Origin of the sequence: Streptomyces sp. Je 1-369 (assembly GCF_026810505.1) — a bacterium.
Taxonomy (GTDB): Bacteria; Actinomycetota; Actinomycetes; order Streptomycetales; family Streptomycetaceae; genus Streptomyces.
Map to the genome: position 1 here is coordinate 6583733 of NZ_CP101750.1, position 23151 is coordinate 6606883.

The following is a 23151-nucleotide window of genomic DNA, read 5'->3' on the forward strand; positions in this document are numbered from 1 at the left end:
GCGTTACCAGCCGATCCTGTGCGGTCGGCCTGCCCCCTGGACACCAGTGGCCCGCGCCCTGACCGAAAAGCCGCAAATGTCGCGTTATCTTGCTGCAGTACCCACGGGGTTCGTCCGTCCCCGATCCGGCGGACGGGCCCTGGCCGTCGAGCAGTCGCACATCCTGCGAGAGAAGCGATGATCCAGGCCATCGGACTGACCAGCAATCCCCGCCAGGAGCTCCCGCCCGCCGTCGAGGACGTGTCCTTCGAGGCACGCACCGGGCGTGTCACCGCGCTGCTCGACGCCGAGCCGATCGGCACGACCACGGCGCTGCGGTTGATGCTCGAACTCCAACAGGGCCGTGGAATCACGTACTTCAGAGGCCGCCCCCTGCACCGCATCGCCCACCCGTCACGCGAGGTCGGCGTCCTCATGGGTGATGTCCCGGGCCACCCGGCGCGTTCGGTCCGCGGCCATCTGCGCATGCTGTGCGCGGCCATGGGCGTACCCGTTCTGCGCGCCGACGACGTTCTGGAGGCCGTCGGACTCGTCAGCCTCCGGGACGAGCGCCTCGGCACGCTCTCACGCGGCATGGACCGGCGACTGGGGCTGGCCTGCGCGCTGCTCGCCGACCCCCACACGCTCGTCCTGGACAGGCCGGGCGAGGGCCTCTCGGCCAGAGAGAGCGCCTGGCTGCACGGCATCCTGCGCGCCCACGCCGCGCAAGGTGGCACGGTCCTGTTCGCCACGAACGACCCCAAGGAAGCGGCACGGGCCGCCGACCGCGTGGTCACGCTCGACTCCGGACAGCTGGTCGCCGACCAGGACGCTCCTGACTTCGCCCGGACCAGGCTCCGCCCCCGCGTCGCCGTCCGGACCCCGCACGCCGCCCGCCTGGGCGCACTCCTCACCAAAGAGGCACGCACGGGACGGCGTGCGATCGAGGTCGTCAAGGAGGACGGCAACCGGCTCTCCGTCTACGGAAGCACATGCGCCGACGTGGGCGAGACCGCATACCGCCACGGCATCCTCGTCCACCAACTCGCCGACGAGCTCGGCGACGCGGGCCCGCAGAACCACACGCGCCAGCCGGACGGACGGGATGGACAGGGCGGACGGGACCGACGGGACCGGCAGAACCGAGAAAACCGGCAGGACCGGCAGGACCGGGAAGGGCGGCCGGAGCCCGAAGCCCCGCCGAGCCCGATCCCCGCCCCCGCTTCTGCCCCCGAGGCCACCCCCACGACCGCCCCCGAGGCCAGCCCCGAGACCACCCCCACGACCACCCCCGAGAGCCCCCCTGAGGCCGCCACTCAACCGCATGCCGACGTCCGCCCGGTCGGCAGCTCGACCGGCGCCACAGGGGCGGCAGAAGCCTCCTCCGACGCCCCAGACGACACCCCCGCCGAGCACTCGGCGACAGGAAGAGACGACGACACCGCACCGCACGACTCCACGTCTCACGACACAACGCCGCAGGAGACCGCGCCGCACGACTCCACGCCTCACGAAACCGCACCGCAGGAGACCGCGCCGCACGACTCCACGCCTCACAGGACCGCACCGCACGACTCCGCACCGCACGACACCATGCCCCTCGACACCACGCCCCTAGGCACCAGTACCCACCGCTCCGGCGCACCGACGGGGATCCTCGCTACCTCCCAGGACACGGCCGCCACGCCCGCAACAGCCTCCGCTACCGCTACCGCTACCGCCTCTGCAACCGGATCCGCCTCCACAACCGCGTCCGCCCTGCCACCCCCCATCACCGTTCGCCCCGGCAGAAGTCCTCTGCACCCCCTGCGCTACGAGGTGCGTCGCCTGCTGGGCGTCGGTACGGGCTACTTCACCCTGGCCGCCGTCCTCGCCACCTCCGCCCTCTTCTCCGTCTTCCTGGCGCGGTCCGGGCACACCGCGCAGCCGTACCTGCTCGCCGCCTGGCCCCACGAACTTCCCCTGCCGCCCGCCGCCCTTGGCGCCGGGCTTCTGGGCGCCCTCGCTTTCGGCGACGAGTTCCGCCACCCCGCCCTCGCCGCGGACCGTGGCACCGTCCCGCGCCGCCTCGGGATGCTCGGTGCCAAACTCCTCGTCGCGGCCGCGGTGGCGCTGCTGCTGAGCACTCTCGCCGTGGTCTCCGATGCCGTGCTGCTCCACCTTGTATACGGAGAGGAACTCACGAAAGTTCCCGCCGACTGGCCGTCTCTGACCGCCAGTTGGTACGCCCTCGTGACGGGGTGTGCCTGGGCCGGTGTGCTGGCCGCGGGGGTCTTCCGGTCCACGACGGCCGGTCTCGCCGCGGTGCTCGCCGTGCCGATCGTCGTCGTACCTCTCGTACAGAAGGCCGTCGAGGGACCGTCCGTGCGATCGGCGGCCGGACTTCCGGCGCGCCTTCGGGACCTCGCTCTGGTGCAGTGGCCGTTCGGGGCCGAGCGATATCTGGCGGCGGGAGTGCGCATGATCGCTCAACCCGTGGGCACCGCGCTGATGTTGTCGCTGACCGCTCTGCTCTGCGCATATCTGCTCACGGCGATGCGCACCAGAGTCCGTTGACGACCGTCCGCGGCCTTCCCGGGCGGGGCTGTGCACAACTCCCCGAAGGGCGTCCGTTTCTTTCCGATAAGGCGTCAATTGCGGCGGGGTAAGCGATCACCCTTTCGTGTGCTTTTCACCAAAGACCTCAAGGGAGTTGGAGGCAGCGCCGACAACTGATCCGTGAGTACCCTTGCGCACACCATGATGACCACCGCCCGCTCCGCCGACTCCGGTCTCGCCGGCCCGGGTGACCTCGACCGATACCCGTACGCGGAGTCCGCCGCCGGCGGCCGCGTCGTCCCTCCCGTCTGGGACGGCCCCGACCAGGACCTGGGGCGCGTGGGCCGGCGCGCCGCCGGAAGCCGCGGCCGCGGGCTGCACGGCCAACTCGTCCAGCAGCTGGGCCAGATGATCGTCTCCGGTGACCTCGGCGCCGACCGCCCGCTCGTTCCCGAAGAGATCGGCCAGCGCTTCGAGGTCTCCCGCACCGTCGTGCGTGAGTCCCTGCGCGTGCTCGAGGCCAAGGGCCTGGTCAGCGCCCGGCCCAACGTCGGCACGCGCGTGCGCCCCGTCAGCGACTGGAACCTGCTCGACCCGGACATCATCGAGTGGCGCGCCTTCGGGCCGCAGCGCGACGACCAGCGCCGGGAGCTCGGCGAGCTGCGCTGGATGATCGAGCCCCTCGCCGCGCGCCTCGCCGCCGGGCACGGCCGCGAGGAGGTGCAGCAGCGCCTCGCCGACATGGTCGAGATCATGGGTCACGCGCTGGGTCAGGGCGACGTGATCACCTTCTCCCGCGCGGACGCCGAGTTCCACTCGCTGCTCATGCAGGTCGCGGGCAACCGCATGCTGGAGCACCTCTCCGGGATCGTCTCGGCCGCACTGCAGGTCTCCGGCGGTCCGATCACCGGCTGCGACCGCCCCAGCGAGGCGTCGCTCGTGCACCACTCCCGCGTCGTCGACGCCCTCGCCGCCGGCGACGGATCCGGCGCGGAGGCCGCCATGCGGCAGCTGCTCACCGTCCACCCCGAGGTGGAGCGTGTCGTGCCCGCTCCGCGCGAGCACTGACCGCGCGTCCACGTAGGCGCCGCGGCCGTGCGCGTGCCCCGCGGCAGCGCTGAGTCGTCGCGTACGTCACTCCGTGCCCGTCGGCGACTCCGCCGCCGTCCCCCTGTGTCGCCGGACCTGCCACGAGCTCCTCGGGAGCGCGGCGGAGTCCGGCGACACGAATGTGGGGGGTTTCTTCGCGGGGCATCGGGGGATCATTCGTGCATGCGTATAGGCCGCTTCTGACCGCATCTGGATGCTTTTGTGCGCTTACGGGGTGTGACTCGGGCCACGTAGATTGGGCGTAACGCTCCAAGGAACAGCGCGATGACCTAAGAGGTGATAGCCGAGGAGGGAATACAGCGGTCGTTCGCGACGCTGTGCAGCTCCCCGGCCCCGCCCGCGCCGTCGGCCCACATCCTTAGCCGCCGGTCGTCGGCCCCGGTCCACAATGGACGGGGCCGGAAGCCGTTTTCCAACGTTCCGAGAGGTTGTTCGTGTCGGCCAGCACATCCCGTACGCTCCCGCCGGAGATCGCCGAATCCGTCTCTGTCATGGCGCTCATCGAGCGGGGAAAGGCTGATGGGCAGATCGCCGGCGATGACGTGCGTCGTGCCTTCGAAGCTGACCAGATTCCGGCCACTCAGTGGAAGAACGTTCTGCGCAGCCTCAACCAGATCCTCGAGGAAGAGGGTGTGACGCTGATGGTCAGTGCCGCGGAGCCGAAGCGCCCCCGCAAGAGCGTCGCAGCGAAGAGCCCGGCCAAGCGCACCGCGACCAGGACGGTCGCGGCCAAGGCCACCACGGCGAAGCCCACCGCCACCGCCGCCACTGAGGCGCTGACCGCGGACGGCACCGCCGAGGACGCGCCCGCGAAGAAGGTCGCAGCCAAGAAGACGACGGCCAAGAAGGCCGTCGCCAAGAAGACCACCGCCAAGAAGACGGCGGCCAAGAAGACCACCTCCAAGAAGGACGCCGACGAGCTCCTCGACGAAGAGGCCACCGAGGAGGCGCCCGCCGCCGGCAAGCCCGGCGAGGGCGAGCCCGCCGAGGAAGGCGCCCAGGGCTTCGTTCTGTCCGACGAGGACGAGGACGACGCGCCCGCCCAGCAGGTCGCCGCGGCCGGCGCCACCGCCGACCCGGTCAAGGACTACCTGAAGCAGATCGGCAAGGTCCCGCTGCTCAACGCCGAGCAGGAGGTCGAGCTCGCCAAGCGCATCGAGGCCGGCCTGTTCGCCGAGGACAAGCTGGCCAACGCCGACAAGCTCGCCCCGAAGCTCAAGCGCGAGCTGGAGATCATCGCCGAGGACGGGCGCCGCGCCAAGAACCACCTCCTGGAGGCCAACCTCCGCCTGGTGGTCTCCCTGGCCAAGCGCTACACCGGCCGCGGCATGCTCTTCCTGGACCTCATCCAGGAGGGCAACCTCGGTCTGATCCGCGCGGTCGAGAAGTTCGACTACACCAAGGGCTACAAGTTCTCCACGTACGCCACCTGGTGGATCCGTCAGGCGATCACCCGCGCCATGGCCGACCAGGCCCGCACCATCCGTATCCCGGTGCACATGGTCGAGGTCATCAACAAGCTGGCCCGTGTCCAGCGCCAGATGCTCCAGGACCTGGGCCGCGAGCCCACTCCGGAGGAGCTGGCCAAGGAACTCGACATGACCCCGGAGAAGGTCATCGAGGTCCAGAAGTACGGCCGTGAGCCGATCTCCCTCCACACCCCCCTGGGTGAGGACGGCGACAGCGAGTTCGGTGACCTCATCGAGGACTCCGAAGCGGTCGTTCCCGCCGACGCGGTGAGCTTCACGCTCCTCCAGGAGCAGCTGCACTCCGTCCTGGACACCCTGTCCGAGCGTGAGGCGGGCGTGGTCTCCATGCGCTTCGGCCTCACGGACGGCCAGCCCAAGACCCTCGACGAGATCGGCAAGGTCTACGGAGTGACGCGTGAGCGCATCCGTCAGATCGAGTCGAAGACGATGTCGAAGCTGCGTCACCCGTCGCGCTCGCAGGTCCTGCGCGACTATCTCGACTAGGCAGCACGGGACAGTCACCCAGAAGGCTCCACGAAAGGCCCGAAGCCCGCGACAAGCGGGTTTCGGGCCTTACGCCTGAGCGGGTGCGGGGTGAGCGATACTGCATGACTCTGGGGTGCGCAATGGCAACCCAGAGTGAGGAGATCGCATGCGTCGTTCCTTCGCCCGAGCGTGGACGGGGGTACTGGCTGTGGCGGCCGCTGCCGCCGCCCTGCCCCTGGCCGCCCCGGCCCCCGTGTCGGCCGACAGCGTGGTCGTCGGGGGCCATCCGGTGGATGTGTCCGAGAGTCCATGGGTGGTCGCCGTCTCCAGCCGCGCCCGCTTCGGCGGCTCACGCGCAGGACAGTTCTGCGGCGGCGTGGTCACCGGGCGCTCGACGGTCCTGACCGCGGCCCACTGCATGAGCAAGGACGTGCTGGGGGTGCCGCTGAAGGAGGTGACGGACCTGAAAGTCCTCGTCGGCCGCGGGGATCTGCGGTCCTCGGAGGGGCAGGAAGTGTCCGTGCGCGAGGTCAGGGTCAACCCGGAGTACGACGCGCACACGAACTCCGGCGACGTGGCGGCCCTGACCCTCGCCGAGCCGCTCCCTCAGGGGCGCACCATCCGGATGGCCGGGCCCGGCGACCCGGCGTACGAGCCGGGCACGGGCGCCGCCGTATACGGCTGGGGGGACACCACTGGGGCGGGTGATTACGCCCGTACGTTGCGTTCGGCGCGCGTCGATGTGCTCGCCGACGGGGTCTGCGAAAAGGCGTACCCGGGCAGCGCCGAAGGTAAATACATCGCCCGGACGATGCTCTGCGCCGGTGAGATGAGGGGCCGACGGGACGCTTGTCAGGGGGACAGTGGCGGGCCGCTGGTCGCGCGGGGGCGCCTCATCGGGCTCGTGTCCTGGGGGAGCGGCTGCGGCCGCCCCGGGAGCCCGGGCGTCTACACGAGGATCTCGGACGTCACCAGGGTGCTGGGCGCCCGCGACTGAGCCGGGCTGTCCGTCCGGGACTGGTCGGCGGGCGGCCTCAGGGGGCCGAGAAGGGCCCTGAGTGGCCCTGTGGCGAGAGCGGGCGGCCACCCCTGCTGTGGGCAGGGACGGCCGCCCGTTCGCCGGCCTGGTGCGCCGGAGCTGGCTCGTCGTGGATGCGAGGTGTCAGCGTTCCTCTTCGGTGGCGCTTTCCGGAACGGCGGTCAGGCGCTCCGTCTCATCCTGTATCTCAGCGGCGATCTTCTTGAGTTCCGGCTCGAACTTGCGTCCGTGGTGGGCGCAGAAGAGCAGTTCACCGCCGCTCAACAGGACGACGCGCAGGTATGCCTGGGCGCCGCAGCGGTCGCAGCGATCAGCGGCCGTCAGGGGGCTCGCGGGGGTCAGAACAGTAGTCACGTCGCCTCTTCTCTAGCTCGACGAGCTGTCGTACCAGGGTCAACATCCAACCAGGCCGAAAACGTTCCCGCTCGTGGCTTTTCCTCGAACTTTTCTTTCGAGGTGGCTGTCCGTTGCCGGTTGGCGGCGAATGTGCCGTATTGCGTCTCTTACGTGTCTTACGGTTTCGCGCTGTCTGTCAGGTCAGGTCGTCCCCGGCTGGGTTGCCGGTTGTTCATGAGGACGTGCCCGGAGCCTAAATGGTTCATGCCTCGAAGGGAACGTGACGTGCGCTTCACTCCATCGAGGGATCGAACATGTATGCGAGCCTGGACTAGTCTGAGTTGAGACGAGGGTGGCGTGACAACCGCTCTACCAGGCCTCGGTACCCTCTGACCGGTAACCGAAGCCGCGTCCTTACCCCAAAGGACCCCCCTTGAAATTCAGCGAGGAGCGAACCGCGTGACCGCCGAGACGTCCGTGCCGTCCACAGCATTGCTGACAGGAGCAGACCGGGACGGTTCCAACTACACCGCGCGGCACCTGCTCGTCCTGGAGGGGCTCGAGGCCGTCCGCAAGCGTCCGGGCATGTACATCGGGTCGACGGACAGCCGCGGTCTGATGCACTGCCTCTGGGAAATCATCGACAACAGCGTCGACGAGGCCCTGGGCGGGTACTGCGACCACATCGAGGTCATCCTCCACGACGACGCCTCCGTAGAGGTCCGGGACAACGGCCGAGGCATCCCGGTCGACGTCGAGCCCAAGACCGGCCTCTCCGGCGTCGAGGTCGTCATGACCAAGCTGCACGCGGGCGGCAAGTTCGGCGGCGGCTCGTACGCCGCCTCCGGCGGCCTGCACGGCGTGGGCGCCTCCGTCGTGAACGCGCTCTCCGCGCGCCTCGACGTCGAGGTGGACCGCGCCGGACACACCCACGCGATCAGCTTCCGCCGCGGCGTCCCCGGCGCCTTCGCCAAGCCGGGCCCCGAGGCGACCTTCGACCCCTCGGCCAGGCTGACCAAGGTCAAGAAGGTCCCCAAGGCCCGCAGCGGCACACGCGTGCGGTACTGGGCGGACCGCCAGATCTTCCTCAAGGACGCCAAACTCTCGCTGGAGAACCTGCACCAGCGCGCCCGCCAGACCGCCTTCCTGGTCCCGGGCCTCACCATCGTCGTACGGGACGAGCTCGGTCTCGGCGACGGCGGCTCGAAGGGCGAGGAATCCTTCCGCTTCGACGGCGGCATCAGCGAATTCTGCGAGTACCTGGCGCAGGACAAGGCTGTCTGCGACGTCCTCCGTTTCTCCGGCCAGGGCACTTTCAAGGAGACCGTCCCCGTCCTGGACGAGCACGGCCAGATGACGCCCACCGAGGTCACCCGTGAGCTCGGCGTGGACGTGGCCATGCGCTGGGGGACCGGGTACGACACGGTGATCAAGTCCTTCGTCAACATCATCGCCACCCCCAAGGGCGGCACCCACGTCACCGGCTTCGAGCGCTCCCTCACCAAGACGATGAACGAAGCGATGCGCACCCAGAAGGTGCTCCGCGTCGCCGAGGACGACATCGTCAAGGACGACGCCCTGGAAGGCCTCACGGCGGTCGTCACGGTCCGTCTCGCCGAGCCGCAGTTCGAAGGCCAGACGAAGGAGGTGCTCGGCACCTCCGCGGCCAACCGCATCGTCGCTAACGTCCTCGCCAAGGAACTCAAGGCGTTCCTGACCTCGACCAAGAGGGACGCGAAGGCGCAGGCCCGCGCAGTCATGGACAAGGCCGTCGCCGCGGCCCGCACGCGCATCGCGGCCCGCCAGCACAAGGACGCCCAGCGGCGGAAGACGGCCCTGGAGTCCTCGTCGCTGCCTGCGAAGCTCGCCGACTGCCGCAGCGACGACGTGGAGCGCAGCGAGCTCTTCATCGTCGAGGGAGACTCCGCGCTCGGCACCGCCAAGCTGGCCCGGAACTCCGAGTTCCAGGCGCTCCTGCCCATCCGCGGCAAGATCCTCAACGTTCAGAAGGCGTCCGTGACGGACATGCTGAAGAACGCCGAGTGCGGCGCGATCATCCAGGTCATAGGAGCAGGGTCGGGCCGGACCTTCGACATCGACGCGGCGCGCTACGGAAAGATCATTCTGCTCGTGGACGCCGACGTCGACGGCGCGCACATCCGGATCCTGCTGCTGACGCTGTTCCAGCGGTACATGCGGCCGATGGTCGAGGCCGGCCGCGTCTTCGCGGCGGTCCCGCCGCTGCACCGCATCGAGCTCAGCCAGCCGAAGAAGGGCCAGGACAAGTACATCTACACGTACTCGGACCGTGAGCTGCGCGAGACGCTGCTGGAGCTGCAGCGCAAGAACATCCGGTACAAGGACTCCATCCAGCGCTACAAGGGCCTGGGCGAGATGGACGCCGATCAGCTGGCCGAGACGACGATGGATCCGCGCTTCCGGACCCTGCGCCGCATCAACATCTCCGACCTGGAATCCGCCGAGCAGGTCTTCGATCTGCTGATGGGCAACGACGTCGCGCCGCGCAAGGAATTCATCACCAGCTCCGCGGCGACGCTGGACCGCTCACGGATCGACGCGTAACCGCTCGCGCGCCCGTCACCCGGGCTCGTCAGGTACGCACGAGCCGTGCTCTCCACCCGCGGGTGGAGAGCACGGCTCCACCCGCGTTCAACCCCTGCGCCGATGTCGTGATCAGGCGGTTTCCGTAGCGTCGAAGGCGTCGGTCCTCCGCGGACCGGCCTCGTCCTGCTCGTCGTACGGAGGCTGACATGTCCGGGCTCACCAACGCACTGGTGATCTGCGCCGTCGTGGTGCTGGTGGTCGTCCGCCAGTTCAAGGCGCAGGAGATCGGCACGGACAGGCGCTGGTGGCTGATACCGGCCGTGCTGGTCTTCATGGCCGTGCGCGAGCCCGGCCTGATCGACCCCCAGCACCGTGCGGCATCCGTGACGCTGCTGGTGGCCGAACTGCTCGTCGGCCTGGCCATGGGGGCCGGCTGGGCACGGACCTCCCATGTGTGGACCGAACCGGACGGCACCGCTTGGAGCAAGGGCACCAAGGCCACCGCCGTGGTCTGGGCCGTCGGAATCGCGCTGCGGGCGGGGCTCTTCGGGATCGGTTCGCTGCTGCACGTGCGCCAGGGCGCCCCCGGCCTGATGCTGGCCCTCGCGGCCACGCTGCTGGCCCGCAGCGGTCTGCTCGTACTGCGCGCCGGCCCCGTCCCCTCGGCGTACGGTGTGCCCGACGCGGCGCCCGAGCCGATGCGGAAGGAACCCGTGTGAACGGCGACTGGTGGACAAGGTGGCCTTCCCGGGAGGCGCTCACGTGGGCCGGGATGAGCCTGGCCCGGCTGTGGTTCGTCCGAGTCCTGCGCGTCGTGGTCATAGGCAGCCTGCTGTGGGACGCGTTCCATGCGGACCGCGGGTTGCGGCTCGTCGCCGGGGTGGCGATGGTCCTTGCCGTCACGTGGGCGGGGTGGGCGTTCTTCCGGGTCTCGTTCGCCCACCGCCTCTGGCCCTCCCTGGCGCTGATGTCACTGCTCCTGGCCACCGCACTCGCCGCCGAGTTCGGTGAGTGGCAGGTGCTCGCCATGGTGCTGTGGTGCGGCTCGGCGATCTCCGCCCTGGAGCGGCTCCCCATACTCGCGGCAGCGCCCTGTGTGCTCGTGGCGATGTCCGGATACGCCGTGTACATCGGCGACAGCCCGCTCATCACGGCACTCACCGTCATCGGTCTGGTGCTGGCCGGATACACCCTCCGTTTGGATGCCGAGGCCAGGGGCAGCGCCCTGCGGCTGCTGACGCAGGAGCGTGCCGCGCGGGCCGCGGAGACGGAATCGGCTGCCCTCGCCGAGCGGGCCCGTATCGCCCGCGAGATCCACGACGTGCTCGCGCACAGCCTCTCCGCACAGCTCGTACACCTGGAGGCCGCGCGGCTGCTGATCGAGGGGGATGCGTCCAAGGAGCAGGTTCTGGGCCGGGTCGTGGCGGCGCGGTCCATGGCAAGAGAGGGGCTCGCCGAGACGAGACAGGCCCTGTCCGCGCTGCGCGGGGAGATGACCCCGGTCGAGGACTTCCTGCGCGAGCTCGTCACGGCCGACCGCGCCTCGGTCACCGTGGCGGGGGATCGGCGCCCCTTGCCCGCCGAGGCGTCCCAGGCGGTGCGGAGAGTGGCGCAGGAAGCGCTGACGAACGTCCGCAAGCATGCGCCGGGCGCGGAGGTCGAGGTGTGCCTGCGGTACGAGAACGATCAAGTGAGGCTCGATGTCAGGGACTCGGGAGGGCGATCGCCGGGTGAGCTCGGCACCTCCGGCGGCGGGTACGGTCTGCTCGGGATGCGCGAGCGCGCCGAGCTGCTGGGCGGATCCCTGGAGGCGGGACCGGGTGAGGAGGGCTTCGTGGTGACGCTGAGGGTGCCGGGATGACGGGGAACGAGGCTGCTGCGAAGGCCACGGAGGTCAGTCCGGCCGGACCTGCCGAGGGCCGGGGAAAGCCACCCGCGCGGGTGATCGTGGTCGACGACCAGACCGTGGTGCGCGAGGGGATCGTGATGCTGCTGGGGCTGCTGCCCGGCATTGAGGTGGTGGGTGCCGGCGCGGACGGCGAGGAGGCCGTGCGCCTGGTCGCCGAGCTCGCTCCGGACGTCGTCCTGATGGACCTGCGCATGCCCCGGTGTGACGGCGCGGAGGCCACGCGACGGATCCGCGCGGAGTATCCGGGGACACAGGTCGTCGTGCTCACGACCTACGCCGACGACGACTCGCTGTTCCCCGCGCTCAAGGCGGGGGCACGCGGCTACCTCACGAAGGACGCGGGCGGGAACGAGATCGTGCGGGCCGTCGAGGACGTGCTCTCAGGAGATGCGGGACTCTCTCCGCGGATCCAGCGGCGGCTCCTCGAGCGGCTGTCGGAGCCGGACGACGCCTCAGCGGCCGATCCTCCGGACGGCCTGACCGCGCGGGAGACCGAGGTGCTGGTCCTGATCGCCGAGGGGATGTCGAACCACGAGATCGCCCGGGCGCTGCATGTCTCCACCGCGACGGTGAAGACCCACATCAACAACCTCTTCGCGAAGGCGGCACTCAAGGACCGCGCGCAGGCCGTGCGTTACGCGTACAGACATGGGCTCATCAAGCTGGACAGGGCCTCAGACATCTGACGTGGCTTCACCTGATGGGGTGAAGAGCAATGAGAGGAGAGTCTGGGATCTTACCGATCTGTCCATCCTTGGGCACGTGGCCGAACAGGGCCGCGGACTAAGGAGAGTTCGGTGGAGAAGTACGACGGGCCCGATGCGGGGCCGGGCCGGGCCGTTACCGGCCGGGACCGCTCCGGCGACCTGAGAGACCCCTGGTACGACACGCTTGCCTCCGGCTGGGGAGAACTCGACGACGCCGGATCCCCGGCTTCCGTGGTGGCGCCCCGGGACGCGGCCCGGCAAGGGAGCACGAGCCCGGCCGACATCTACGTGGAAGTGCAGCGCAGCACCGCCTTCCAGGAAGTGCGCGGCCGGTACCGGAGGTTCGTAGTCCCGGGCGTGGCGCTCTTCTTCACCTGGTACGTCGCGTACGTCGCGGCCGCGACGACGGCACCGGGCCTGATGGCACGGCCCGTCAGCGGCGCGGTGAACGTGGCGATGGTGGCGGGGCTCGGTCAGTTCCTGACGACGTTCCTGCTGACGTGGGCGTATGCGCGCCACGCACGGCTGCGGCGGGACAGGGCGGCGCTCGACCTGCGCTGGGCCGTCTTCGAGCAGAAGCGGGAGCAGGAACAGGAGCAACTACGCGAGCAGGAAGAGCAGAAAGAGCAGGAAGAGCGGGGGGAACAGGGGGAGCGGGGTGCGGGGGTGCGGCCGGCACCGCTCCCTGCGCAGGGAAAGGCGCCTGCGCAGGGAGCGGTGGCGGCCCAGGAGGTGGAGCGGTGAAGGGGGAACACCAGACCCTGGCGCTGCTGCTGTTCGGGGTGTTCGTCGCAGTCACTCTTGCGATCACCACATGGGCGAGTCGTAAGCGGCACGGCTCGGCGGAGGAGTTCTACGCGGGCGGGCGGCTCTTCTCCCCGATGGAGAACGGTTTCGCCATCGCCGGCGACTACATGTCGGCTGCGTCCTTCCTCGGCATCTCAGGACTGATCGCCCTCTTCGGTTACGACGGGCTGCTCTACTCGGTGGGGTTCCTCGTCGCCTGGCTGGTCGTCCTGTACCTCGTGGCCGAACTGGTGCGCAACTGCGGGCGGTTCACGCTCGGCGATGTCGTCGCCGCGCGGATGAGGGAACGCCCGGTGCGGATCGCGGCGGGAACTTCCTCGGTCACCGTGTCCGTTCTCTACCTGGTGGCGCAGATGGTGGGGGCCGGTTCTCTGGTGGGGCTGCTGCTGGGAGGGACGAGCGGGGCGGCGCAGACCTGGACGGTCATCGGCGTCGGCGCGCTCATGGTCGTCTATGTGTCGCTGGGAGGGATGCGGGCCACCACCTGGATCCAGATCGTCAAGGCGGTCCTGCTGATGGGCGGGGCGATCGCGCTGACCGTCCTCGTCCTGGTGCGCTTCTACGGGGACTTCGACGAGCTGCTGCGGACCGCTGCGGGCCGCAGTGGTCACGGCGACCGGTTCCTCGCGCCCGGTCTGAAGTACGGCGGGGACTGGACCGCGCGCCTCGACTTCATGAGCCTCGGCCTCGCGCTGGTGCTCGGTACCGCCGGGCTGCCGCACATCCTCTCCCGCTTCTACACCGTGCCGACCGCGCGGGCCGCCCGCCGTTCGGTCGTCTGGTCCATCGGACTCATCGGCAGCTTCTATCTGATGACGATCGTGCTCGGGTTCGGCGCGGCCGCCGTCGTCGGCCCCGATGCGGTGCGTGGGTCGAATGCCTCGGGCAACACGGCAGTTCCGCTCCTCGCGCTCGATCTGGGAGGCGGCGCGCACTCCACGGGTGGAACGGTTCTGTTCGCCATCGTCGCCGCCATCGCCTTTGCCACGATCCTCGCCGTGGTCGCCGGCATCACGCTCGCGTCGTCGGCGGCCGTGGCCCACGATCTGTACGCCTCCTTGCGACGGCGGAACGCGAAGCCGCGCAGCGAGGTGGCGGTCGCCCGTATCGCCGCCGCAGGGGTCGGTGTGATCGCGATCGGCCTCGGCCTGCTGGCCCGTGATCTGAACGTCGCATTCCTGGTGGGTCTCGCGTTCGCCGTCGCGGCGTCGGCGAACCTTCCGGTGCTGCTCTACTCCCTGTTCTGGCGGAACTTCACGACACGGGGTGCGGTGTGGTCGGTGTACGGGGGACTGCTGCCCGCGCTCGTGCTGGTGGTCCTGTCGCCGGTGGTCTCCGGAGGGCCCCAGTCCCTGTTCCCGGGGGTCTACTTCCAGTACTTCCCCTTGGAGAACCCAGGCCTCGTCTCCATCCCGCTGGGCTTCCTCGCGGGGTGGCTCGGCACGGTGACCTCGCGTGAGGAAGCGGATGAGGCCAAGCACGCGGAGACGGAGGTGCGGTCGCTCACCGGTGCCGGTGCGGCGTAACGATTCCCTCCTCGTCACAGGGGGGTGGCTTGCTCGGCGAGCCGGGCTGTGCGGGTGTCTCAGGTGCTGGCAGCCCACTCGTAGCGGTGCTCGGGACGGCCTGTGTCGCCGTACTTGAGACTCAGCCGGACCCGGCCCGTGCGCTCCAGGAGCTTCAGGTAGCGCTGTGCCGTCTGCCGGCTGAGTCGTGTGTGGTCCGCCAGCTCCTGGGCCGAGAGCGGCCCCTCCGCGGCCAGCAGGGCCCGGCGCACCAGCTCCGCCGTCGTGGGGGAGTGCCCCTTGGGCAGCTCGGGCGCGGGAGTCGATGACAGGGCGCCGAAGATGCGGTCGACCTCGGCCTGCTCCGCCTCGCCGCCGCCGTCCAGGGTGCGGCGCAGCGTGGCGTATGCGTCGAGTTTGGCGCGCAGACCCGCATAGGAGAACGGTTTCACCAAGTACTGGAGTGCGCCGTGCCGCATCGCCGCCTGCACCGTTGTGACGTCGCGCGCCGCGGTCACCATGATCACGTCGGTCTGGTGGCCCCGCTCCCGCAAGCTGCGTACGACGGAGAGGCCGGTCTCGTCCGGCAGGTAGTGGTCCAGCAGCACCAGGTCGACGGGGACGTCCTCGACGAGGCGCAGGGCCTCGGCGGCGGTGTGCGCCTTGGCGGTCACTCGGAAGCCGGGGATCTTCTCCACGTAGGCGGCATTGACGTCCGCGACACGGGTGTCGTCGTCCACGACGAGAACCTCGATCATCGTGGCTCCTTGGGGACCCGGGTCATTGTCGCTCCTTCGTGCTGCGGGCCGTCGTGGTCTTCCGCAGAGTGCTCCTCCGCCGCGGCGATCCCGGGCTCCGTCAGACCTTCGGGCAGTACGACGCTGAACTCCGCGCCACCTTCCGGTGCTTCGCCGACGCGTGCGCTGCCGCCCTGCCGTTCGGCCAGCCTGCGCACCAGGGCGAGGCCGATGCCGCGCTTGCCGTGGGCGGGAGGCTCCTTCGTCGTCCACCCCTCGGTGAAGATCGTTTCTCGCTGTTCCGTCGGGACCCCCGGGCCGGAATCGCGCACCCGGAGAAGCACGGTGCGCCCTTCGGTACGCACATCGACCTCCACGCGCGCGTGGCGGGTGCCGGCGGCTGCGTCGAGGGCGTTGTCGACGAGGTTCCCGACGATCGTGACGAGCCCGCCCGGATCGACGAGACGGTCCGGCAGAGCGGTGTCGCGCGGCACCGAGAGGGCGACGCCCCGCTCCGCCGCCACGGTCGCCTTGCCGACCAACAGGGCGGCGAGCAGCGGATCGTGGATCTTCTCGGTGATCTGCTCGGCCGTCACCCGGTGGGCGCCCGCCACCTCGCCGACGAACTCCGCGGCCTCCTCGTACATCTCGAGTTCCAGCAGCCCGAGGAGCGTGTGCATGCGGTTGGCGTGCTCGTGGTCCTGCGCGCGCAGGGCGTCGATCAGGCCACGGGTGGAGTCGAGCTCCCGGCCGAGCTGTTCCAGCTCCGTGCGGTCGCGCAGGGTGGCGACGGCGCCGCCGTCGTCGGTGGGCATGCGGTTGGCGACCAGGACGCGCTGCCCGCGTACGGTCAGCAGATCGGTTCCAGTGACCCGACCGGCGAGCACGTCCGTCGTACGTCCGGCCCCGAGCGCCTCGTCGAGCGGCTTCCCGATCACCTCCGTACCGAGGCCGAGGAGACGCTGCGCCTCGTCGTTGAGCAGCCTGATCCGGCCGGACCGGTCCAGCGCGACCACTCCCTCACGGATGCCGTGCAGCATCGCCTCGCGCTCCGCGAGCAGCGCGGAGATGTCGGAGAAAGCCAGGTCGCGGGTCTGCCGCTGCACTCTCCGTGAGATCAGGTACGCGGCGAGCGCGCCGACGGCCAGGGCCCCGCCCGCGTAGGCGAGCAACCCGGGGATCGAGTGGACGAGACGGGCCCGCACGCTGTCGTACTCGATGCCCACGGAGACAGCGCCCACGATCTTCCCGTCGGCGTCCCGCAACGCCACCTTGCCGCGGGCGGAGCGGCCCAGCGTGCCGTTGTCGATCTCCATGACGTCACGGCCTGCGAGGGCGTCGCTGGGGTCCGTCGAGACGACCTTGCCGATCTGACCGTGGTCGGTGTGGGACCAGCGCACGCCTTCCTTGTTCATGATCACTACGTACTCGGCGCCGCTGGCCCGCCGAATCCGCTCGGCCGCCTCCTGGACCGGGCCCCCGGCCGTGGGCCGGGACGACGACAGGTCCTCGGCGATGCGCGGCTGGGCGGCCGTCGTCTGTGCGATGGCCAGCGCGCGGCGCATCGCCTGATCGTCGAGCTGGTCGCTCAGCGGCGCGAGGAAGAGGCCGGTGGCGAGCACCGCGACCCCGGCCGCGATGGCCAGCTGCATGAGCAGCACCTGCGAGAACACACGCCGCGGCAGGCCGAGGCGGAGACGCCGCGCAGGGGAGGTCGGGCTCATGTGTACGAACGGTACGGCCGCGACCGGGCTACTCCGAAGCGACTGTGGCGGGGATCTCGTACGTGGGCCCGTCGGCGCCCTCGGGAATCCCCTCCACCACCACGACGTCCATCCGCGCGGGCGAGGCGAGCGCCGCGCCGCAGCTCTCCGGGCGGGGCGGCAGCGACGCCCGCTGCGCGACGGTGACGCGCCACCGGCGGCCGTCGGCGTGCGCGACGGTCACCTCCCAGTGCGGGGTCTCTCCGTCCACTGCGGCTGCTGCGTCCGCTCTGTCCGTCGCGACGACCCTCAGCGCGTCGGCGGCCTCTTCCTTCGCCGCCTCGCGTACGGCGAGCTCGGCGGCCTGCCCGGGCCGTTCCCAGGCCGAATTGCCCCGGCAGCCCTCGGCGAGGACGCGGCCCGCGCGTGCCGCGTCGAGGATCTCCTTGACGGCAGGTGTCTCCATGCGGCCGTACGCGTATCCGTGGGGCAGCACGAGCATGGTGGGCGAGAAGCGGTGACCACCCAGATGAGTGGTTTCCCAGGCACCCTCCGCCCCCGAGGCGGCGAGTGCGGCGGCGAGGGGCCGCCCGAGCAGGGCGCAGCAGCGGTCACGCTTGCCGTTCGTGCAGACGAGCGCGAGCGGGTCGCCGGTGTGCGGGTCGCCGAAGCCGCCGTGGTCACCCGCTCCGAGAGCGGTGAAGTCGAGGTCGAGCAACTGTCGGGGATCGTCGAGCACCGTGCCGCGCAGCCAGGTGCGGCCGGGGACGGTGTGCCCCACGTAGACCTGGTGCCGGGCCGTCGCGTGACAGTCCGCGTGGCGTCCGGGGCGGCGTATCAGGGCGATGCGCACGCCGGTTCCCTTGGCCGCCTTCTCCAGGGCGCGGCCGAGCTCCGGGTCGAGATGGCTGGACGTCAGGGCCTTGGCGCCCCAGGGGCCCGGCTGTTCCAGCAGGAGCCATGTCCGGGCGGTGGCAGCGGTCCCCGCAAGAGGTTCGGCCAGGTCCCGCGAGGCGGTCGCACACGTACTCACGCAGGCGAGCCTAACCTGCGCTGCCTCCCGGGCCCGTCCTGCGCTGTATGCCGTAGGGCATCGGCTGGGGCGGACGCAGACCGACGTACTGGCCGCTGGGGCGCATACGTAGCGGTCGCTCCTCGTACTCCTCCAGAGCGTGCGCGATCCAGCCGGCCGTGCGCGCCACCGCGAAGATCGTCTCGCCTGCCTCGGCCGGCATCCCCGTGGACGCCGTGAGGACGGCCAGGGCCAGGTCGACGTTGGCCCGCAGATCGGTGTGGCGGGCGCTGGTGGCCACCACGTCGCGCGCCGCCGCGAGGGCGGGGTCGGCCTTCGGCATCACCTCCAGGAGGGCGAACAGCGCCTGCGCGCGCGGATCCTCGCCGGGGTAGAGCCGGTGGCCGAGCCCGGGGACCCGGCGGCCCGTCCGGAGTTCGTCGGCGACCACGGGAGCGGCGCTGCCCCTGTCGAGCACGTCGATCAGCATGCGGTGGGCGAGCCCGCTCGCCGCGCCGTGCAGGGGGCCCTCCAGGACGCCGAGTCCGGCGGACACCGCGGCGTAGGGGTGGGCGCGCGCCGAGGCCGCGACCCGGACGGCGAGCGTCGACGCGGCGAGGTCGTGGTCGACGAGCAGTGCGAGCGCCGTGTCCAGGGCGTGCAGTGCGGCCTCGTCGGGCTTGATGCCGGTCAGCCGGGCCCACAGGCGGCGGGCCAGCGGGCCTGCGTCGCGGTGCGTGGGCAGGACGGGCGGCAGCGCGGCGACGAGGGTGGGGATGAGGGTGCGTGCGGTGCCGATGACGGCCTCTTCGGAGAGGTCGAAGCGGAGCGGGTCGGCGGCCGCGGCGGAGATGGCGGCGACGCGCAGCCGGTCGGTGGGGCCGCTGTGCTCGGGCAGCGCGTCGACGGCGCGGCGCGCCGCGCCGGCGGTCTCGTGGGGGGCGGTGAAGACGACGCCGGGGCGCAGGACGCCGGTCCACAGCCACTCGGCGACCTCTTCGTAGGAGTGGTTCAGGGCGAGCTCCGCGGCGTCGACACCGCGGTAGTAGTAGTGGTCCTTGTCGATGAGCGTGATGCGGGTGCGTACGGAGAGCTCGTTGGCCGTGGTCGCTACCGCGGGTTCCCGTCGGTTCCTGCGGGCCAGCGCCTCGACCTCCTTGGCGTCGAACGTGCTGCCCCGGGAGCCGGGCCCGCGGCGGCTGCTGAGCTGGCCACGGCTCACGTACGCGTACACGGTCTCGGGCTTCACGCCGAGCAGCTCGGCGGCTTCCTTGGTGCTGAGCCGCCGGTTTTCGTGCGTGGCTCCTTGATCCGTCATAGGCGTCACCGTATCCGCATCCCGATACCTGTACGTGCACATTGATTGAATCAATATTGACACCACATAAGTCAAGCATGGACAGTCGAATCAAGTCCAGGGAGGAAGTCGAGGAAGAACATGCCGATCAATGGCTCCGCTGCCGCCCCCACCGAACCCGTGGAGGTCCCACGAGGACTCGCGGGTGTCGTCGTCACCGAGACGGAACTCGGGGACGTCAGGGGGTACGAGGGCTTCTACCACTACCGCCAGTACTCGGCCGTCGAACTCGCGCAGCAGCGCCGCTTCGAGGACGTGTGGCACCTGATGTTCCACGGCGCTCTGCCCGACTCCGAGCAGAGCGCCGCGTTCGCCGCGCACACCGCGTCGCTGCGCCACCTCCCCGCGGAGGTGCGCGAGGCGCTGCCCGCCATAGCCCGCGCCAGCGCACTGTCGGGACCGCTCTCCGGGCTGCGCACCGCCCTGTCGCTCTTCGGTGCGTCGAAGGGCTTCCGCCCGGTGTACGACATCGACGACGACCGGCGCCGCGCGGATGCGCTCGCCGCATCCGCCGTCGTGCCGACGCTGCTCACCGCGCTGTACCGGCTCGGGCAGGGCCTCGACCCCGTAGAGCCGCGCGACGACCTGTCGTACGCCGCCAACTACCTCTACATGCTCACCGGTTCGGAACCGGACACCGCCCGCACTCGGGCGATCGAGCAATACTTGATCTCGACCATTGATCACGGATTCAACGCGTCAACATTCACCGCCCGAGTCATCACGTCGACGGGCGCGGACGTCGCGGCCTGCCTGGTCGGTGCGGTCGGTGCGCTGTCGGGCCCGCTGCACGGCGGCGCTCCGAGCCGCGCCCTCGACACCCTCGACGCGATCGGCACCCGCGACCGCATCGACGGCTGGATCCGCGAGCGGGTCCTGGCGGGGGACCGCATCATGGGCTTCGGCCACCCCGTCTACCGCACCGAGGACCCGCGCTCCCGCATGCTGCGAGGCATCGCCCAGCAGTTCGGCGGCGACATGGTGGAGTTCGCGGTCGAGGTGGAACGCCAGGTCGAGGCGATCCTGGCGGAGCTCAAACCGGGCCGCGAGCTTCACACGAACGTGGAGTTCTACGCGGGCGTGGTCATGGAACTGTGCGGCCTGCCCCGCGAGATGTTCACCCCGACATTCGCGTCGGCACGAGTGATCGGCTGGAGCGCCAACATCCTGGAGCAGGCGCGCGACTCAAAGATCATCCGGCCGGCGGCACGGTATGTGGGGGTGGTTCCTCCGGTGCCGGTGCCCGCTCTCGACTGACCGGGGCCAGGTCGGCCGAGAGCATCAACACCGAGGGGCGTCGACGTTGTGTCGGCGCCCCCGCGTGCGTGCAGTGCAACGAGTGATGCGTGCCTGTCAGGCGTCCGGGATGTCTGCCTTGGCCCGGATCAAGGTCTCGCGGGAGATGGTGATGATGCGTTCGTAGTCGGCGCGCGAGGCATCCGAGGGGAGATCGGCGTCCAGCTTGGCTGTGACGTCGGTACCGATGACAGCGAAACTTCCGTCGGTCAGCTCGAAGATGTCGGGACAGTTCTGGCCCGTCGCGCAACCACGAGCGCGGGGGGATGCCCCGATACGACGGATGATTCGGCTCACTGTCGTTTTCCCTTTGATCTCGCGGCCGACGTGCCTGGGGCCGCCGCGTTCGAGACCTGAACAGGAGGGGCTCGCAGGCAGCAACGCGGAACACCGGCGCTCTTGTGTGGGTGCAAGGCTGGAGTTCACCGCCTGCCACTGCAAAACGGCGCGGTGCCGGAGTTGGTTACGGGCCCTTTCGTGAGACGCTCGCCATGTCCCCCGTGTGGATCAAGTACCCCCGACGTGTGGGCCTGCGTACCGCCCCGACCTGGCCTTATGTGGGCGGCGGCTCGCCTACGACCCACCATTCGTCGATGTCCGCCTCCTCCAGCTGCTGCAGGAGGTCGTCGACCATCAGGCCCAGTTGCGCCTCCTCAGTGGTGCTGTCCAGCGTCGCCCGATGCGGCTGGGTCGCGTGCCAGTACTCCCGGACGATCGGATTCTGGAGCATGCCGCGGGCGTAGCCGAAGAACTGGTCCCGGGTGACATTGCCGATGCGGTAGTTGAGCACCATGTTGGTGTACATCGCGTTGGCGTAGAGGTACTGCCGTTGCCGCTTGGCGGATACGCCCTCTCCGTAGGCGTCGAGGACCTCGGCGAGGTCGGCGTCGTCCATGGCCTTGCTCAGCAACTCCCAGTGCAACCGCTGCTGGTAGGTCAGATCTGCGTGGCGCTGGGCCCGCGCCGTGCGCTCCAAGTGCTCGAGCCGCGCGTCGAGCGCGTCGAAGGACCGTCGCTGCGCGGCCGTGGTGGCGACGGCTCCCGCAGCGATGCCAAGCCCTGCTGTGACAACGCAGCGCAGCATCTCTGCCGCGTGCATCTTTGTGAACATGTCAACCCCCGATTCGGGCGACCGTCCGCCGGTCGTCGGGTGCGGGTCGACAGGGAGCGGACCGGCGAGCGGTGGGCGGTGCGCTTGCCGTCTCCCAGGGTGCCGAGCGGCTCTGATCGGCGGGGAGGCGGAGAGGAGGCGCACGGAGGGAAGCGGTGGTCTGACAACCCGGCGCCGTGCCTAACGTGTGCCCCGCGAGCGCCGCTAACAATCGTTCACTCCGCGGCCCGACTACGCGTGCCTATCCTGGCCCCGTCTTCATTCGTCGTACGGCATCCGTCGCGGTCCGTACCAGCGTCGATACGAGAGGTCCGCGTTGAACAGGCAGCAGATTCCGGTCGTCGTCCTCGCCGGCTTCCTGGGCTCGGGCAAGACGACCCTGCTCAACCATCTGCTGCACCGCAGCGGCGGCAGCCGGATCGGGGCGATCGTCAACGATTTCGGTTCGATCGAGATCGACGCCATGTCCGTCGCCGGACAGCTCGGCGACTCGACCGTCTCCCTCGGCAACGGCTGTCTGTGCTGCGCCGTGGACGCCAGTGAGCTCGACGAGTATCTGGAGCGGCTCGCCAGGCCCGCCGCCGGGATCGACGTCATCGTCATCGAGGCCAGCGGGCTCGCCGAGCCCCAGGAACTCGTGAAGATGCTGCTGGCCAGCGAGAACCCGCACATCGTGTACGGGGGACTCGTCGAGGTCGTGGACGCCGCCGAGTTCGACGCCACCAGGGAGCGGCATCCCGAGGTGGACCGGCACCTGGGCATCGCCGACCTCGTCGTGGTCAACAAGGCCGACCGGGTGCCCGGCGAGGAGCACGAGCGTGTTCTCGGGGTCGTCCGGGGGCTCGCGGGGCGCGCGGCCGTCGTCTCGGCCTCGTACGGCCGCGTCGACGTGGAGCTGTTCTTCGACCGCGCACCCGTGGGGGAGCGCGTGGGGCAGCTCTCCTTCGACGACCTGCGCGAGGACGACCACGACAACCACGACGACCACGACAACCACGACGACCACGACGGGCATGGCGACCACGACGGGCATGGCGAGGACTGCGGACACGGTGAGCACGGCGGCCACCTGCACTCCGCCTACGAGAGTCTCGCCTTCACCTCCGAAGTGCCCATGGGGCCGCGCCCCTTGATGGCCCTGCTCGACAGCCGTCCCGAAGGGCTTTACCGCATCAAGGGGTACGTCGATTTCGGTACCGCCGATCCGCGGAACCGGTACGAGGTCCACGCCGTGGGGCGGTTCCTGCGCTTCTACCCGCAGCCGTGGGGACCCGACGAGCCACGGCTGACCCAGCTGGTGCTCATCGGGTCGGGCGTCGACGTACCGGCCCTGGAGAAGGAGTTGGAGGCCTGTCGCGAGTACGCCCCACAGGCCGCCGACGAGCGGAGTATGTGGGGCGTACTGCGCTACGTCCAGGAACCGGACGAAAGCGCCGACACAGAGGGCTAGCGAGGGCTGGTGAGGGGGCTAGCGGGTCCCGGTCG

The 23151-nt window shown here is 70.1% G+C and carries 18 protein-coding genes and 1 pseudogene; 12 read left to right on the forward strand and 7 right to left on the reverse strand.

Annotation, left to right across the window (positions count from 1 at the left end; all coding sequences use genetic code 11):
- Nucleotides 1-177 precede the first annotated feature (177 nt).
- From NOO62_RS29770 to NOO62_RS29785, 4 genes are all read left to right on the forward strand, one after another.
- Nucleotides 178-2535 carry an ATP-binding cassette domain-containing protein gene (locus tag NOO62_RS29770; RefSeq protein WP_268773876.1) on the forward strand — a complete coding sequence of 786 codons (2358 nt, stop codon included), beginning with the start codon at nucleotides 178-180 and terminating at the stop codon, nucleotides 2533-2535.
- A 162-nt stretch (nucleotides 2536-2697) separates the two neighbouring features.
- Nucleotides 2698-3585 (forward strand): FadR/GntR family transcriptional regulator, encoded by an 888-nt coding sequence (locus NOO62_RS29775; RefSeq protein WP_268773877.1) that lies wholly within the window; start codon nucleotides 2698-2700, stop codon nucleotides 3583-3585.
- 470 nt (nucleotides 3586-4055) lie between these two features.
- On the forward strand, nucleotides 4056-5600 hold the full coding sequence (locus tag NOO62_RS29780) for an RNA polymerase sigma factor (protein ID WP_268773878.1): 1545 nt from the start codon (nucleotides 4056-4058) through the stop codon (nucleotides 5598-5600).
- A 148-nt stretch (nucleotides 5601-5748) separates the two neighbouring features.
- Entirely contained in the window at nucleotides 5749-6579 is an 831-nt protein-coding gene (locus NOO62_RS29785; RefSeq protein WP_268773879.1) for a serine protease, read from the forward strand.
- 165 nt (nucleotides 6580-6744) lie between these two features.
- On the opposite strand, the gene NOO62_RS29790 is transcribed toward NOO62_RS29785, so the two are convergent.
- A complete protein-coding gene (locus tag NOO62_RS29790) occupies nucleotides 6745-6975 on the reverse strand; it encodes a hypothetical protein (protein WP_055544920.1) in 231 nt (76 codons plus the stop codon).
- A 441-nt stretch (nucleotides 6976-7416) separates the two neighbouring features.
- Between NOO62_RS29790 and NOO62_RS29795 the strand changes: the two genes are divergently transcribed.
- The 6 genes and pseudogenes from NOO62_RS29795 to NOO62_RS29820 all read left to right on the forward strand — a co-directional run bounded on the left by NOO62_RS29795 (nucleotide 7417) and on the right by NOO62_RS29820 (nucleotide 14471).
- Complete coding sequence (locus tag NOO62_RS29795) at nucleotides 7417-9540, forward strand: DNA gyrase/topoisomerase IV subunit B (protein WP_268773880.1); 2124 nt, start codon at nucleotides 7417-7419, stop codon at nucleotides 9538-9540.
- Between the two features lie 188 nt (nucleotides 9541-9728).
- The gene (locus NOO62_RS29800; RefSeq protein WP_268773881.1) at nucleotides 9729-10241 is read left to right on the forward strand and encodes a CcdC protein domain-containing protein; all 513 of its coding nucleotides are present in this window, start codon (nucleotides 9729-9731) and stop codon (nucleotides 10239-10241) included.
- A gap of 53 nt (nucleotides 10242-10294) precedes the next feature.
- The gene (locus NOO62_RS29805) at nucleotides 10295-11383 is read left to right on the forward strand and encodes a sensor histidine kinase (RefSeq protein WP_414930908.1); all 1089 of its coding nucleotides are present in this window, start codon (nucleotides 10295-10297) and stop codon (nucleotides 11381-11383) included.
- Nucleotides 11380-12117: a response regulator transcription factor gene (locus NOO62_RS29810; protein ID WP_268773883.1), complete on the forward strand. Its 738-nt coding sequence runs from the start codon at nucleotides 11380-11382 to the stop codon at nucleotides 12115-12117. The genes NOO62_RS29805 and NOO62_RS29810 overlap by 4 nt, the downstream gene beginning before the upstream one ends.
- A gap of 111 nt (nucleotides 12118-12228) precedes the next feature.
- A pseudogene (locus tag NOO62_RS29815) lies at nucleotides 12229-12732 on the forward strand (DUF485 domain-containing protein); the annotation flags it as partial.
- 146 nt (nucleotides 12733-12878) lie between these two features.
- Nucleotides 12879-14471: a cation acetate symporter gene (locus tag NOO62_RS29820; RefSeq protein ID WP_268773884.1), complete on the forward strand. Its 1593-nt coding sequence runs from the start codon at nucleotides 12879-12881 to the stop codon at nucleotides 14469-14471.
- Nucleotides 14472-14530: 59 nt separating this feature from the next.
- Here the strand turns inward: NOO62_RS29820 and NOO62_RS29825 are convergent, their stop codons facing one another.
- From NOO62_RS29825 to NOO62_RS29840, 4 genes are read right to left on the reverse strand one after another with little or no spacing between them, the layout of a single operon-like run.
- Complete coding sequence (locus NOO62_RS29825; RefSeq protein ID WP_268773885.1) at nucleotides 14531-15208, reverse strand: response regulator; 678 nt, start codon at nucleotides 15206-15208, stop codon at nucleotides 14531-14533.
- Nucleotides 15205-16911 (reverse strand): sensor histidine kinase, encoded by a 1707-nt coding sequence (locus NOO62_RS29830; RefSeq protein WP_268773886.1) that lies wholly within the window; start codon nucleotides 16909-16911, stop codon nucleotides 15205-15207. Before NOO62_RS29830 ends, NOO62_RS29825 begins: the two co-directional genes overlap by 4 nt.
- Nucleotides 16912-16939: 28 nt before the next feature.
- Nucleotides 16940-17923, reverse strand: coding sequence for a sucrase ferredoxin (locus tag NOO62_RS29835; protein WP_268773887.1), 984 nt, complete (start codon nucleotides 17921-17923; stop codon nucleotides 16940-16942).
- 10 nt (nucleotides 17924-17933) lie between these two features.
- Nucleotides 17934-19220, reverse strand: coding sequence for a citrate synthase family protein (locus NOO62_RS29840; protein ID WP_268773888.1), 1287 nt, complete (start codon nucleotides 19218-19220; stop codon nucleotides 17934-17936).
- Between the two features lie 120 nt (nucleotides 19221-19340).
- On the opposite strand from NOO62_RS29840, the gene NOO62_RS29845 reads away from it, so the two are divergent.
- Nucleotides 19341-20516, forward strand: a complete 1176-nt coding sequence (locus tag NOO62_RS29845; RefSeq protein ID WP_268773889.1) for a citrate synthase/methylcitrate synthase — start codon at nucleotides 19341-19343, stop codon at nucleotides 20514-20516.
- Nucleotides 20517-20612: 96 nt separating this feature from the next.
- Here NOO62_RS29845 and NOO62_RS29850 read toward each other — a convergent pair whose 3' ends face one another.
- Together NOO62_RS29850 and NOO62_RS29855 are read right to left on the reverse strand one after the other, a co-directional pair.
- Nucleotides 20613-20852, reverse strand: coding sequence for a hypothetical protein (locus tag NOO62_RS29850; protein WP_268773890.1), 240 nt, complete (start codon nucleotides 20850-20852; stop codon nucleotides 20613-20615).
- Nucleotides 20853-21108: 256 nt separating this feature from the next.
- Entirely contained in the window at nucleotides 21109-21654 is a 546-nt protein-coding gene (locus tag NOO62_RS29855; RefSeq protein ID WP_268773891.1) for a DUF6082 family protein, read from the reverse strand.
- A gap of 328 nt (nucleotides 21655-21982) precedes the next feature.
- Between NOO62_RS29855 and NOO62_RS29860 the strand changes: the two genes are divergently transcribed.
- Nucleotides 21983-23116, forward strand: coding sequence for a CobW family GTP-binding protein (locus tag NOO62_RS29860; protein ID WP_268773892.1), 1134 nt, complete (start codon nucleotides 21983-21985; stop codon nucleotides 23114-23116).
- Nucleotides 23117-23151 lie beyond the last annotated feature (35 nt).